A 14,127-nucleotide genomic window follows, 5' to 3' on the forward strand; every position below is an offset into this window, starting at 1 on the left:
GCGCCACGAACTTGTTGAAGGCCTCGGCCAGGGCGCCGAATTCGTCGCGGGACTGCACCGGCAACCGGAGGGTCAGATCGCCCTCGCCTTCGGCGATGTCGTCCATGGCGCGGGTCAGGTCGTGCAACGGGCGCAGCAGCACGCGAATCAGCAGACCTAGCAGTAGGATGATGGCGATCACCGCCACCAAGGTGGCGACGATGGCCAGGTTACGCGCCTGGGTCACCGGGGCATAGGCCTTGGCCTGGTCGATGGACAGCGCCAGGTACCACTTGACCGAGGGCAGGCCCGCGACCGGGGTAAAGCTCACCAGCCGCTCGCTGCCGCCCTGCAGGACGTGGTGGAAGCCCGGGGCCAGGCTCGGGGTCTGCTCGGGGAAGACGTCCTTGAGGGATTTCAGCACCTGGTCAGCGTGGCTGCTGACCAGGATCTTGCCGTCGCCGTCCACTAGGAAGGCCTCGCCCAGGCCACCGGCGTCCAGCGAGGTGATCATCTTCATCAGGCTGTCCATCACCAGGTCACCGGCCACCACGCCGATCAGCTTGCCGTTCTGCAGGACCGGCGCGGCAATGGTGATGCACAGGAAGCTCTGCGGCGGTGCGGTGAGATAGGGCTCGGTGAGGATGGGGCCACCGGCGCTGACCGCGGCCTTGTACCAGTCGCGCTGGCGAGCGTCGTAGCCGGCCTCCATGGGGGTATGGGGGCGGTCGGTAAAGGTGCCGTCGACCTCACCCAGGTAGGTGGAATCGAAGTTGCTCGTGTAGAGCTTCTGTTCGAGCAGGCCTGCGACATTGGCCGGGCTGCTGTCACGGCTGAGCGCCTGGGCCTGGCTGTCGATCAGCTTGACCCGCGCATCCAGCCAGTAGGCGATGTTGCCGGCGGTGATGCGGCCGATCTCGCCCAGGGAGGCTTCTAGGCTCTGGGTGATGGCCTGGCGCTGCAGATAGGCGTTGAAACTGGCGAAACCGGCCAGGGCGATGGTCACCACCAGGGCGGCCGCCAGCAGGATCTTGTGGCTGAATTGGAGCGAGCGTTTCATGGATACCACGCGAAAGGCTTAGGAAAGGCCAGCCGCGCTCCTCGCACATGCTGATTGCGATAATTATCTGGAGGGCAAACCGACCTGGGACGGTCGAGAGCGCACTATTACGGTAAAATCTGACTTTTAGCTGGCACCAGCCGATAAACGCTCTCACAACGCCGATGCCCGGCCAGCGCGCCCTACAGCAGGCTGAATCCTTTCAGTAGCAGCAGGCCCAGATTGGTGGTCAGCATCCCGCCCAGGGTACTGAGCACCACGATGGTGGCCGCCAGCTGGGCATTGCTGCCGGCGGCGCGGGCCATGACGAAACTCGAGGCGGCCGTCGGGCAGCCCAGGTAGAGGAAGAGAATGCCCAGCGCCGGCCCCTGGATGCCCAGCGCCAGGGCGCCCAGCACGCCCAGCAGCGGAATCCAGACGATCTTCCACAAGCTGGCACCCACCGCCAAGCCACTGCTTTCGCGCAGCGAGGCCAGCGACAGGGTGGCGCCGATGCACATCAGCGCCAGCGGCAGGGTGAGCCCGGCGAAATAGCGCGCCGAGGTGTCCAGCCAGCGTGGCAGCTGCCACTGGAAATAGGCGAAGGGAATCGCCACCAGGATGCCGATGATCAGCGGGTTGCCGAGGATGCTGCGCAGCAGGGTGCGCCAGTTGGCCTCCAGCTGCGGACTGTAGAGCGCCAGCACGATGGTCGAGAGCACGTTGTAGAAGAGGATGACCATGCCGGCCATGATCCCGCCCACCGACAGACCGTAGTCGCCGTACTGGGTGGCCGCGAGGGCCAGGCCGACGATGCCGCAGTTGCCGCGGAAGGCGCCTTGCACGTAGACCCCGCGATCGGCATGAGGGCAGCGCCAGATCGCCCAGCCCCAGGCAGCGAGAAAGCTCACCACCGTGGCCAGGGCGAAGTAGCCCAGCAGCAGCGGTTGCAGGGCTTCGCCGAGGTCGGCCTTGAGGATGCCGAGAAACAGCAGGGTCGGCATGGTGGCGCGAAACACCAGGGCGGACGAGGTATTGATGAAGGCGGTATCGATCCAGTTCAGCCGCTTGAGCACACAGCCGAGCAGCACCAGGGCGAAGACCGGGGCGGTGACGTCGAAGGTCGCCTGGACCAGGGCAAGCACGTCGGACATGGCAGAAGGCATCGCGGAAACGGCTCGCGATGGTAGCAGGCACGGCGCGCCACGGGTCCCTTCCTTCCGTCATCGCGAAGTGACATCAATCAATGCTTAGCTTACTATCTACCCGCCCGATTCAGACGACGCCCCCGATCCATCCCTCGCTTCGCCTCAGCGCGACCGCTCTAGCCTCCTGCCAAGGAAGCCGGCGAAGGGGTGGAACAATAAGACAGACAACAGGTTCAGACGTAGCAGACGACAGATCCGCATGCGGTTCCGATTTGCGATGTCGTCGATCGAGTCGAAGTCTCTTTTCACGATTGCATTGCGAGCGCTGCCATGACTGTCACTTCCAACGCGAGACCGGGAGGCCTGCCTGCCAGGTTACTCGGCATCCTGTTCATGCTCCTGGGCCTGGGCCTCTTGGGGCTGGGCATCAAACTGGCCACCCTCGGGGGCTCCCTGTACTACCTCGGCGGCGGCGTGCTGCTCGCCCTGAGCGGTTACCTGCTGTGCATCCGGCGGGCCAGCGGGGTCTGGGTCTATGCCTTCTTCCTGGTGGTCTCCACCGCCTGGGCTGTATTGGAAGTCCAGTTCGACTGGTGGCAACTGGTGCCGCGCCTGGCGCTCTGGTTCGTCCTTGGCCTGGTCCTGCTGATCCCGGTGTTCCGCCGTCCGCTGGACAGCCGTAGCGGCGGCCTGCCACTGGTCGGTTCGCTGGTGATCGCGGCGGTCGTCGCCCTGGTCGCCCAGTTCGTCAACTACAACCGTCTGGACGGTGACCTGGGCCGCGACACCGCCGGCACCGAAAGCGCCGCCCCGACCGCCGCCGATGGCGACTGGCCGTCCTATGGCCGCACCGCCTTCGGTGATCGCTACTCGCCGCTCAAGCAGATCGACGTCAACAACGTGAAGAATCTGGAGCCCGTCTGGACCTTCCGTACCGGCGACATCCCCGGCCCGAACGATCCCCAGGAGACCACCGCGGAAAACACCCCGCTCAAGGTCAACGGCATGCTCTATGTCTGCACGCCGCACAGCCAGGTGATCGCCGTGGACCCCGACAGCGGCAAGGAAATCTGGCGCTTCGATCCCAAGCTGAGCACCCAGCACGCCGACAGCTTCAAGGGCTGGGCGCACATGACCTGCCGCGGCGTGGCCTATCACGACGACGCCACCTACGCTGGCACCACCACCGCGGGCCAGAGCCCGGCCACCGGTAGTGCCATCCCGGTCGATGAGCAGAGCACCCCGGCCGCCAGCAGTTGCCCGCGGCGCCTGTTCCTGCCCACCGCCGACACCCGCCTGATCGCCATCAACGCCGACACCGGCAAGGTGTGCAGCGACTTCGGCGATAACGGCCAGGTCGATCTGACCGCCAACATGGGCAGCTTCACGCCCGGCGGCTACTACTCCACCTCGCCGCCGGCGGTGACCCGCAACCTGGTGATCATCGGTGGCCACGTCACCGACAACGTCTCCACCGATGAGCCGTCCGGTGTGATCCGCGCCTACGACGTGCACACTGGCAAGCTGGTGTGGAACTGGGACAGCGGCAATCCGGACGCCACCGCGCCCATCGCCGCTGACGGCATCTATACCCGCAACTCGCCCAACATGTGGTCGATGATGGCGGTCGACGAGAAGGTCGGCATGGTCTATCTGCCCATGGGCAACCAGATGCCCGACCAGTGGGGCGGCAACCGTACCCCGGCGTCCGAGAAGTACAGCGCCGGCGTGGTCGCCCTCGACATCGCCACCGGCAAGGTGCGCTGGAACTATCAGTTCACCCACCATGACCTCTGGGACATGGACGTCGGCGGTCAGCCGACCCTGGTGGACATCAAGACCGCAGGCGGCGTGAAACCCGCACTGATGGCCTCGACTAAGCAGGGCAGCATCTATGTGCTGGACCGCACCAATGGTCAGCCCATCTACCCGATCACCGAAACCCCGGTGCCCCAGGGCGCGGTGGAAGGTGATCGCACCTCGCCGACCCAGCCGGTCTCCTCGATCAACCTGGCGGCGCCGACCCTCAAGGAAAGCGACATGTGGGGCGGTACGCCCTTCGACCAGGCGCTGTGCCGCATCGCCTTCCGCGAGCACCGCTACGAGGGCATCTACACCCCGCCGTCCACCCAAGGTTCGATCGTCTATCCGGGTAACTTCGGCGTGTTCGACTGGGGTGGTATCTCGGTCGATCCGGTGCGCCAGATCGCCTTCCTCAACCCCAGCTACATGGCCTTCACCTCCAAGCTGGTCCCCCGTGAAGAGATCGCCAATCAGCCGGCGCGCAAGAGCGAGACCGAGGGCATCCAGCCCAACAAGGGCGCGCCCTATGGCGTGATCCTGTCGGCCTTCCTGTCGCCCCTGGGCCTGCCCTGCCAGGCACCTGCCTGGGGCTACGTGGCGGGTCTCGACCTGACCACCGGCAAGCTGGTCTACAAGCACAAGAACGGCACCGTGCGCGACAACTCGCCGGTTCCGCTGCCCCTGCCCATGGGCGTGCCCAGCCTGGGCGGCACCGTCACCACCGCCGGTGGCGTGGCCTTCCTGAGCGGCACCCTGGACCAGTACCTGCGCGCCTATGACGTGAAGAACGGTAAGGAACTGTGGAAAGGCCGCCTGCCGGCCGGTGGCCAGACCACCCCCATGACCTACACCGGCAAGGACGGTCGCCAGTACGTGCTGGTCTACGCCGGCGGCCATGGCTCGCTGGGCACCAAGCAGGGTGACTACGTGATGGCCTTCGCCCTGCCCGAGAAGAAGTAAGGGCGCCCGCGCCCGAACTCCCCTCTCTTCCGGGAGAGGGTCCGGGGCGAGGATGCTTCGAGCACTTTGACATCCTGTTGGAACCCCCCTCGCCCCACCCCGAAATCCCGGCCTGGCCGGGATTTTTTTCGCCTGGGTTTTTCTTTCTATGAAAAGAGCCCCCTGGCACCTAAGGCTCGGCGGAAAAGGCTGCGCTGTTCTCCACGCTACCGGGTCAAGACCGTGCCTCGAACGCTCCCTCTCCCCCTGGGAGAGGGCTGGGGTGAGGGCAAACCCCGCTCCATCCCGTCCACCCGACTCGGTTAAGCTACCCCCATGCCCAGCTCCCCGCCCCACCACCGCCGCCTGCGCCTGGCCAACGGCCTGGCCGTCGCCCTGCTGCACGATCCCGAGCTGCCCCAGGCCGCTGCCCTGGTGCGCATCGGCGCCGGCAGTCACCAGGCGCCGCGGGCCTATCCGGGGCTGGCGCACTTTCTCGAACACCTGTTCTTTCTCGGCAGCCGCCGCTATCCGGCGGCGGACGGCCTGATGCCGCTGGTGCAGCGTCTAGGCGGCGAACTCAACGCCAGCACCCGCGAGACCACCACCGACTTCTTCTTCGCCCTGGCGCCCGAACACCTGGCCGCCGGCCTCGCTCGCCTGCTGGACATGCTCGCCGCACCGCTGCTGGCAGCGGACGCCCAGCGCCGCGAGCGCGAGGTGTTGCACGCCGAATTCATCGCCTGGTCGCGCAGCGCCGATACCCGCCGCGACCTGGCCCTGGCAGCCGGATTGCCCACGGACCATCCAGCCGCCGGCTTCCATGCCGGCAACCGATACAGCCTGCCGCTGCAAAGCCCTGCCTTCCAGAGGGCGCTGCGCGACTTCCAGCGCCAGCAGTACTGCGCGGAGAACGCCCTGCTGGTGCTGGCCGGGCCGCAATCGCTGGCCGAACTGGCAGAGCTTGCCCGCGAGCACGGTGCCCTGCTGCCCTCCGGTCCTGCACCCAGCAACGCAATGCCTCGATCACTCCCGGCCACAGGCGAACACTGGCAGACCAGCAGCGCCTCGCCGCCAATGCTGGCCCTGCAATTCGCCCTCGACGACCTGCCGCCTGGCAGCTGGGAAGCGGTGGAGCTGCTGGAAGCCCTGCTGCTGGGCGACCATCCCGGCGGTCTGCCCGTGACCCTGCGCCAGGCGGGCTTGGCCGAACGCCTGAGCCTCGCCTGGCCCTATCGCCAGGCACGCCAGGGCCTGTTCCGGCTGGATCTCTCGCCCGGGGCCCAGGCCAGCCCCAACGATCTGACCGGCGCCCTGTTCACCTGGCTGGCTGCCCTGCGCCAGACGCCCCTGGCTGCCTTGCAGCAGGGCCATGCCGAACGCGTCCAACGCCAATGGGCCACCCTGCCCGCCCTGGCGCGGGTGCGGCGCCTGGGCGAACGCCTCTGGCTGGATCGGCAGGGAAACACCTGGCCACAACCGGTCCTCTCGGCTGCCGCCCAGGCGGCCTGGCCACGGCTACTCGCCCAGCTGCTGCCGGAACGGCTCACTGGCTTCGCCGCTGGCTTGGCCAATCCACCGAGCGTGCCGGCCCCCGTGGCCACCACCTTTGCCCTGCCCCCGCCCAATCCGCTGCTCGCTGACCCAGGCACTCCAGGTACTCTGGCTACGCAACCCTGGCCAATCAGCCCCGCCCTCGCGCCCCAGCAGCGCGAAGGCCTGCTGTTCCTGGGCTGGCGGTGGCCGGGGCCGGTACCGGTCGCGCCTGACGCCCAGGTGCTGGGCGCGTTACCGCGGCTGGCCGCCGAGGCGGGCGTGAGCCTACGTTGGAGTCCACCTGGGGCACCCTGGGAATTGCGGCTGCAGGGCTGGGCCGCGGCGCTGCCGGCGGTGCTGGAGCAGGTGCTCGACAGGCTGGTGGCAGAGCTGGATAACATCGGACCGGCATCGGTGGTACCACCCGAACCCATGCTGATCCGCCAGTTGCTCAAGGTCCTGCCCGAGCGACTGCCGAACGGCATGGCTTTAACCGTCAGTGAAGGCGGACCGCGCTGGCAAGCCCTGGCCTGCGGCCTGCCCAAGGCGACGCAGGCATCCCTGGCCGCCGTCACCCCGCCGCCTCGGCCCCAGGCAGGGCCGCTGGGCGAGTCGCACAGCTTCACCGGTCGCCACTGGCACCCCGAACCCAGCGCCGACGCCCAGCAAGCGTTGCTGCTGTTCTGTCCGCAACCCGATGCGCGCCCCACCACCGAAGCCGCCTGGCGGCTGCTGGCGGCGCGCCTGCAGGGACCGCTGTTCCAGCGCCTGCGTAGCGAGCGGCAACTGGGCTATGCGGTGTTTTCCGCCTATCGCCAGCTGGGCGATCAGAGCGGCCTCTTGATCGGTGTCCAGTCGCCCCATGCTCGGGCGGCGGAGATCCTGGCGGAAATCGAGAGCGGTTTGGCTGACAGCCTGGCCGCCATACAGGCCGAGTCCGCGACGCTGGCGCAGAACATCCGCCAGCTGGTACGCGACTTCAGCCCCGCCACCACTCAACGCGCCGCTCTGGCCGAGCGCCTCTGGTGGGGCTTCCAGCGCAGCGGTGCGCTGGATCTCGCGCCCTTGCAAGCAGCCCTGGCCGCCCTGGACGACAAGGCCCTGCAGCAGGCCTGGCAGCAGCTCACCGCCGCCGAGGCGCCGCGCTTCGTCCTGGCCAATGCCGCCACGCCATCTGGCTGGATGTCATAGCTTTCAACACTTTCCCGGGAGCGTGGGCCGCTGCTGGCGGTCAATCTGTTGCAGGATCGGTAAGACAGTTATGTCCGCCGGACCGCCGGCGATTCGTCGCGGCAAAAACCCTTAGCTAGGTAACATTTGTTAAACTCAGCGACCGGATCCATCCGGCTTTCGCAGTCAAAGAGGAGACCTCCCATGTGGACCAAGCCTGCCTACACTGACCTGCGCATCGGCTTCGAAGTCACCATGTACTTCGCCAACCGTTGATGCGCCCCACGCCCCGGTCCGCCGGGGCGTACTTTTTTCAGGTTCGACCTTTCCCATGCATATCCAGATTCTCGGCTCCGCCGCCGGCGGCGGCTTTCCCCAGTGGAACTGCAATTGCCCCAATTGCGACGGCTTCCGCAAGGGCACCCTCAGGGCCCAGGCCCGCACCCAGTCTTCCATCGCCCTGTCCGACGACGGGGTGAACTGGATCCTGTGCAACGCCTCGCCCGACATCCGCGCCCAGCTCGCCAGCTTCGCCCCGTTGCAGCCGGCGCGGGCGCTGCGCGACACCGGTATCCGCGCCATCGTCCTGCTGGACAGCCAGATCGACCATACCACCGGGCTGCTCAGCCTGCGCGAGGGCTGCCCCCATGAGGTGTGGTGCACCGACATGGTCCACCAGGACCTCACCACCGGCTTTCCGCTGTTCAACATGCTCCAGCACTGGAACGGCGGGCTCAGCTGGCAGCCCATCGCCCTGAGCGGCAGCTTCACCATCCCGGCCTGCCCGAACCTGGAATTCACGCCCTTCCCGCTGCGCAGCGCCGCGCCGCCGTATTCGCCCCATCGCCACGATCCGCACCCGGGCGACAACCTGGGGCTGCTGGTCCATGACAGACACACCGGCGGCAAACTGTTCTATGCCCCGGGCCTCGGTCAGCCGGACGCGGCCCTGCTGGAGCTGATGGGCCAGGCCGATTGCCTGCTGGTGGACGGCACCCTCTGGACCGACGACGAGATGCAGCGTCGCGGCGTGGGCACCCGTACCGGCACCGAGATGGGCCACCTGCCGCAGAGCGGTCCCGGCGGCATGCTGGAGGTGCTGGCCGGCTTCGAGCGCCAGCGCAAGGTGCTGATCCACATCAACAACACCAATCCGATCCTGGACGAAGACTCCCCCGAGCGCGCCATCGTCGCGCGCCAGGGCGTGGAAGTCGCCTGGGACGGGATGTCCATCGAGTTGTGAACGCCATGCCCAACGCCCTCACGCCCGCCGAATTCGAAGCCGCCCTGCGCGCCAAGGGCGACCTCTACCATATCCACCACCCCTATCACGTGGCCATGTACCAGGGTCGCGCCAGTCGCGAGCAGATCCAGGGCTGGGTAGCCAATCGCTTCTACTACCAGGTCAACATACCGCTCAAGGACGCCGCCATCCTGGCCAACTGCCCGGACCGCGAGATCCGCCGGGAGTGGGTGCAGCGCATCCTCGACCACGACGGCGAGCCCGGCAGCGAAGGCGGCATCGAGGCCTGGCTGCGCCTGGCCGAGGCCACCGGCCTGGATCGCGAGCAGGTGCTCTCCCAGGAACTGGTGCTGCCCGGGGTACGCTTCGCGGTGGATGCCTACGTCAACTTCGCCCGTCGCGCCTCCTGGCAGGAAGCCGCCAGCAGCTCCCTGACCGAGCTGTTCGCGCCGCAGATCCACCAGTCGCGGCTGGACGCCTGGCCGACCCACTACCCCTGGATCGATCCGGCCGGCTACGAGTACTTCCGTACCCGCCTGGGTCAGGCCCGCCGCGACGTCGAACACGGCCTGCAGATCACTCTGCAGCACTACACCACCTGGGAATCCCAGCAGCGCATGCTGGAGATCCTGCAGTTCAAGCTGGACATCCTCTGGAGCATGCTCGACGCCATGAGCATGGCCTACGAACTGCACCGCCCGCCCTATCACAGCGTCACCAGCGAGCGCCGCTGGCACCGAGGAATCGACCTATGAGCTTCGACCGCACCCAGGTGCCGCGCTGGCGTCCCGGCTACCGCTTCCAGTTCGAGCCGGCGCAGGACGCCCATGTGCTGCTCTATCCCGAGGGCATGATCAAGCTAAACGACAGCGCCGCCGCCATCGGCGGGCTGATCGACGGCCAGCGTGACGTGACGGCCATCATCGAAGCCCTCGACGAACGCTTCCCCGGCGTGCCTGAACTGGGTGCGGACGTCGAGCAATTCATGGAGGTCGCCCGTGCAGAGCACTGGCTCCTGCTCGGCTGATACGTCGCTGCCTGGAGTGCCCATGCAACTCCCGCAGCCGCCGGTCATAACCAAGCCGAATGTCGGCCTGCCGTTGTGGCTGCTGGCCGAGGTCACCTATCGCTGCCCACTGCAGTGCCCCTATTGCTCCAACCCTCTGGACTTTGCCACCCAGGGCCGCGAGCTGACCACCGAACAGTGGTTCAAGGTGATGGCCGAGGCACGGGAGATGGGCGCCGCCCAGATCGGCTTCTCCGGGGGCGAACCCCTGGTGCGCCAGGACCTCGCCGAGCTGATCCGCGAGGCGCGCCGGCTGGGCTACTACACCAACCTCATCACCTCCGGCATCGGCCTCACCGAGGCGCGCATCGCTGAATTCAAGGAGGCCGGCCTGGACCATATCCAGATCAGCTTCCAGGCCAGCGACGAACAGGTGAACAACCTGCTGGCCGGCTCGAAGAAGGCCTTCGCCCAGAAGCTGGCCATGGCCAAGGCGGTCAAGGCCCATGGCTACCCGATGGTGCTCAACTTCGTCACCCACAGGCACAACATCGATCGCATCGACCAGATCATCGACCTCTGCCTGGCGCTGGAAGCCGACTTCGTCGAACTCGCCACCTGCCAGTTCTATGGCTGGGCCGAGCGCAATCGCGCCGGTCTGTTGCCGACCAAGGCCCAACTGGAGCGCGCCGAAGGCATCACCAATGAATACCGCGCGCGCCTCAAGGCCGAGAACCATCCCTGCAAGCTGATCTTCGTTACCCCGGACTACTACGAAGAGCGCCCCAAGGCCTGCATGGACGGCTGGGGCAAGCTGTTTCTCACCATCACGCCGGACGGCACCGCCCTGCCCTGCCACGGCGCCCGGCAGATGCCCATCGCCTTCCCCAACGTGAAGGAGCAGGACCTCAGACACATCTGGTACGACTCCTTCGGCTTCAACGTCTACCGCGGCTACGACTGGATGCCCGAGCCCTGCCGCTCCTGCGACGAGAAGGAAAAGGACTATGGCGGCTGCCGCTGCCAGGCCTTCATGCTCACCGGCGATGCGCGCAACGCCGATCCGGTCTGCGCCAAGTCCCCGCACCACGACCTCATCCTCGCCGCCCGCCAGGAAGCCGAGACCGCGACCCAGCGGATCGAAGACCTGCACTTCAGGAACGAGCGCAATTCGCGGCTGATCGCCAAGGCCTAGGGACGGCGGCGGCGCCAGGCACGCCAAGGTCGCCGCTGGAATCCAGGCCCCCGCGCCAAGGCGCAGGCTAGCGACGGGACTCACCACCCACGGCTCCGAGGCGTTTGCCTCCCGGCCGGGCAGTGACCATACTGCCCGGCCGGACCTTTTCCCCCGCCTCGTCATGCCTTCGATACGCCCGCTGCGCCCTGCCGACATCCCGGCCGTCCTCGCCATCCAGGCGGCCAACTATCCCGCCGACCTGCTCGAAGACCACGCCTTCTACGCCAATCGCCTGGAACTCGCCCCGGAACACTGCTGGGCGGCCCTGGACGCCGAGGCGCGGCTGCAGGGCTATCTGATCGCCTATCCCTGGGACGACGGCCTGCCACCGGTGCTGGGCACCCGCCTGGAGCAGCTGCCGGGCGCGGCCTCGACCTGGTTCCTGCACGACTGCGCCGTACATCCCGCCGCCCAGGGCCAAGGTGTGGCCGGGCGGCTCTATCGCCACGCCAAGGGCCAGGCCCGGCGCGCCCGCTTGCGCCAGGGGCGGCTGGTATCGCTGTCCAACGCCATCGGCTACTGGCAGCGCCATCACTATCATCCGGTCCCGGCCGACGCCGCACTCGAGGCCAAACTGGCCGGCTATGGCGCCGGCGCCTGCCTGATGCAGCGCACCCTCGATACCCCGGACAGCGACCACTCGTAAAACCTGCAAATCTAAATGCAAGTATTTCGCTTTCGCCTTAACATGGCCTAGCCCAGGAGGGCCTCCGCTGCCCGGCGCTCTGGCGCGGGTATCTTGATCGCCGCTACAAGGAATCCCTGATGAACATCGCTCCAGCGTCTTCGGCCAAGGGCCGGCGCGTCTTTTCCGTCACCCTGCTGGCCGCCCTGCTGGCGCTGGGCGGGCAGGCCGCCCAGGCGCGCTCCAGCTTCGAAGCCCCCGATCCGGACTACCACGGCGAGATCAAGGCCAGTCCCGTCAGCGGCACCGCCATCCTGGCCGGCAGCGAGGTCGCGCTGGACGGCCGCGGCTTCACCCCCGGTCAGCAGATCACCCTGTCGCGCGGTGGCGTGGCGCTCAATCCCGACGCCGCCTACGTGGCCGACGCCCAGGGCACCTTCAAGGCGACCCTGCGCATTCCGGAAGACGCCGCCCCCGGCCAGCATCCCATCGTCATCAGCACCGCCCAGCCCTCGGGCGCCGCGGTCTTCCCGCTCAAGGTCTCGCCGGTGGTCCCGCTGTCCGGTGCCGAGGCCTATAGCCTCACCGCGGTCAAACTGGTCCCCGGCCTCTACCAGGTGGACAGCAGCGCCAAGACCGGCGCCCTCTTCGTCACCTCGGCCGTGGGCCGCCCGCCGGTCAAGGTCTCGCAGCTGCTCAAGCTCGATCCCAAGGACCTGTCCATCCAGCGCCAGATCACCCCGGCCGCCGCCCCGGGCCAGGACGCCGGTGTCTACGCCGTCTACGGCGTGGGCGTGGACGATCGCAACGGCACCGTCTGGACCACCAATACCCGGCAGAACACCGTGGCGGTCTATCGCCAGAGCGACCTGGGCCTGGTCAAGCAATTCGAACCCGGCCTCGTGCCCCATGCCCACACCGTGGTGGTCGACGAGAAACTCGACCGCGCCTTCGCCTCGGCGGCCATGACCCCGGACATCGTCAGCTTCGACGCCAGGACCCCGGCCGTGCGCAAGCACATCGCCATCGAGTCGGGCGTGCGCGGCGAGCAGTTCGCCGTGGTCGGCATGCACCTGGACCCGGCGGTGCACAAGCTCTACGCCGTCAGCCTCAAGACCAACGAGGCCGCGGTGATCGACGCCAAGACCGAGCAGGTCGAGAAGGTCTTCCCGATCCAGGGCGCCAAGACCCCCATGGGCGTGGCCCACGATCCCCAGACCGATCGCCTGTTCATCACCGCTCAGGGCAGCGACAACCTGCTGATCGTCGACGCCAAGACCGGCAAGACCCTGCACAACGTCACCACCGGCGCCGGGGCGCTGAACGTGGCCTTCGACCCGGTCAAGCGCCTGGCCTACGTGACCAACCGCGGCGCCGGCACCCTGACCGTGGTCGACCCGGACGGCACCATCAAGGCCAACCTGGAGTTGGGCACCTACCCCAACCATGCGGTGGTGGACAGCAAGGGCGTGGTCTACGCGGTGAACAAGGCCAAGGGCCAGGATGATGCCGAGGGGGATCGGATCACGCGGGTGATGGCCAAGTAAGAGGCTTGCCCCTGGCCTGGACAACCTTCTTATCGCGGCCATGGGCCGCTCCTACAGGTGAGCCCCCTGCTGTAGGAGCAGTCCATGACCGAGATAAAGGCGTGATTCCAAGCTTGAGTTGAGCGCCAGCGAAGCCCAATGCCTTTGGGCTATCGGTGGCTAGCTGTTTATCGCATTTTGCTGATGTTTTTTGTTTCGCCCACCCGGGCGAGTCACTTTTGTCAGTCGCGACAAAAGTAACCAAAACCGCTTGCCCCGACCATCCGGCCCGTCGCTTCGCTGCGGGTCCGCTCACGCCAGCGCCGTTCCGGGGTCGGCCTACACGGGCCGTCCATGGCCCGTTAGGCCTCTCGCCGCATCCATGCGGCTCGACCCCTCCACGACGCTGGCGTTCGCCCTCCTGAACGGGGCGATTCGCTAGCCTGAAAGTGTTGGTTGAAAAGCCATAACCGTTTGTAGCGTGGACAACGGCGAAACCTTGTCCACAGGGATCGACGTTACGCGCCAGTGGAAAACGCTGCGCGGTTTTCCACGCTACGACTGACTCTGGCTCTGCCTGTAAGCACCGCAGTCTCAGGCTGGCGCCCCGTCCCCGTCAGTGAGGCCGAGTGCAGGTGTTGCGGAGGGGGATGCGAGGCAGGACGCCGAGCAAGGCGCGAGGGGCAGGAGGCCCCTTCGTGCCGTGCCCCCGGAGCGGCGCCGGAGCGAGGGCACCCGGAGCGAAGCGGAGGGCCGAACTGTCGGGGTGTGCTTTCTTTTGCTCACTTTTCTTTGCACCGGGCGGCGATCCGCAAGCAAAGAAAAGTGAGTCGCCGGCCAGGCGAAACAAGGATCTTCAACAAATCGCGATGATCA

Annotated in this window: 10 protein-coding genes and 1 pseudogene; 9 read left to right on the top strand and 2 right to left on the bottom strand. The window is 67.1% G+C overall.

Features of this window, described 5'->3' with window-relative positions; genetic code table 11:
- Positions 1-4: 4 nt before the first annotated feature.
- A pseudogene (locus BMZ43_RS27540) lies at positions 5-1,039 on the bottom strand (cache domain-containing protein); the annotation flags it as partial.
- 182 nt (positions 1,040-1,221) lie between these two features.
- Entirely contained in the window at positions 1,222-2,163 is a 942-nt protein-coding gene (locus BMZ43_RS23650) for an AEC family transporter (RefSeq protein ID WP_064308433.1), read from the bottom strand.
- A gap of 333 nt (positions 2,164-2,496) precedes the next feature.
- On the opposite strand from BMZ43_RS23650, the gene BMZ43_RS23655 reads away from it, so the two are divergent.
- From BMZ43_RS23655 to BMZ43_RS23695, 9 genes are all read left to right on the top strand, one after another.
- Positions 2,497-4,929, top strand: a complete 2,433-nt coding sequence (locus BMZ43_RS23655; RefSeq protein ID WP_093257213.1) for a glucose/quinate/shikimate family membrane-bound PQQ-dependent dehydrogenase — start codon at positions 2,497-2,499, stop codon at positions 4,927-4,929.
- A gap of 315 nt (positions 4,930-5,244) precedes the next feature.
- Positions 5,245-7,635, top strand: coding sequence for a pyrroloquinoline quinone biosynthesis protein PqqF (pqqF, locus tag BMZ43_RS23660; RefSeq protein ID WP_093257217.1), 2,391 nt, complete (start codon positions 5,245-5,247; stop codon positions 7,633-7,635).
- 183 nt (positions 7,636-7,818) lie between these two features.
- Positions 7,819-7,890, top strand: a complete 72-nt coding sequence (gene pqqA / locus BMZ43_RS23665; RefSeq protein WP_003243383.1) for a pyrroloquinoline quinone precursor peptide PqqA — start codon at positions 7,819-7,821, stop codon at positions 7,888-7,890.
- Between the two features lie 55 nt (positions 7,891-7,945).
- A complete protein-coding gene (gene pqqB / locus BMZ43_RS23670; RefSeq protein ID WP_093257221.1) occupies positions 7,946-8,857 on the top strand; it encodes a pyrroloquinoline quinone biosynthesis protein PqqB in 912 nt (303 codons plus the stop codon).
- Between the two features lie 5 nt (positions 8,858-8,862).
- Positions 8,863-9,612 carry a pyrroloquinoline-quinone synthase PqqC gene (gene pqqC / locus BMZ43_RS23675; protein WP_059316953.1) on the top strand — a complete coding sequence of 250 codons (750 nt, stop codon included), beginning with the start codon at positions 8,863-8,865 and terminating at the stop codon, positions 9,610-9,612.
- The gene (gene pqqD / locus BMZ43_RS23680) at positions 9,609-9,884 is read left to right on the top strand and encodes a pyrroloquinoline quinone biosynthesis peptide chaperone PqqD (protein ID WP_093257225.1); all 276 of its coding nucleotides are present in this window, start codon (positions 9,609-9,611) and stop codon (positions 9,882-9,884) included. The genes pqqC and pqqD overlap by 4 nt, the downstream gene beginning before the upstream one ends.
- 22 nt (positions 9,885-9,906) lie before the next feature.
- Positions 9,907-11,058 (top strand): pyrroloquinoline quinone biosynthesis protein PqqE, encoded by a 1,152-nt coding sequence (gene pqqE / locus BMZ43_RS23685; RefSeq protein ID WP_093257229.1) that lies wholly within the window; start codon positions 9,907-9,909, stop codon positions 11,056-11,058.
- Between the two features lie 163 nt (positions 11,059-11,221).
- Positions 11,222-11,746 (top strand): GNAT family N-acetyltransferase, encoded by a 525-nt coding sequence (locus BMZ43_RS23690; protein ID WP_093257234.1) that lies wholly within the window; start codon positions 11,222-11,224, stop codon positions 11,744-11,746.
- 119 nt (positions 11,747-11,865) lie between these two features.
- Positions 11,866-13,272 carry a YncE family protein gene (locus tag BMZ43_RS23695; protein ID WP_093257238.1) on the top strand — a complete coding sequence of 469 codons (1,407 nt, stop codon included), beginning with the start codon at positions 11,866-11,868 and terminating at the stop codon, positions 13,270-13,272.
- Positions 13,273-14,127 lie beyond the last annotated feature (855 nt).

It is taken from the genome of Pseudomonas sp. Snoq117.2, assembly GCF_900110545.1.
Taxonomy (GTDB): domain Bacteria; phylum Pseudomonadota; class Gammaproteobacteria; order Pseudomonadales; family Pseudomonadaceae; genus Chryseomonas; species Chryseomonas benzopyrenica.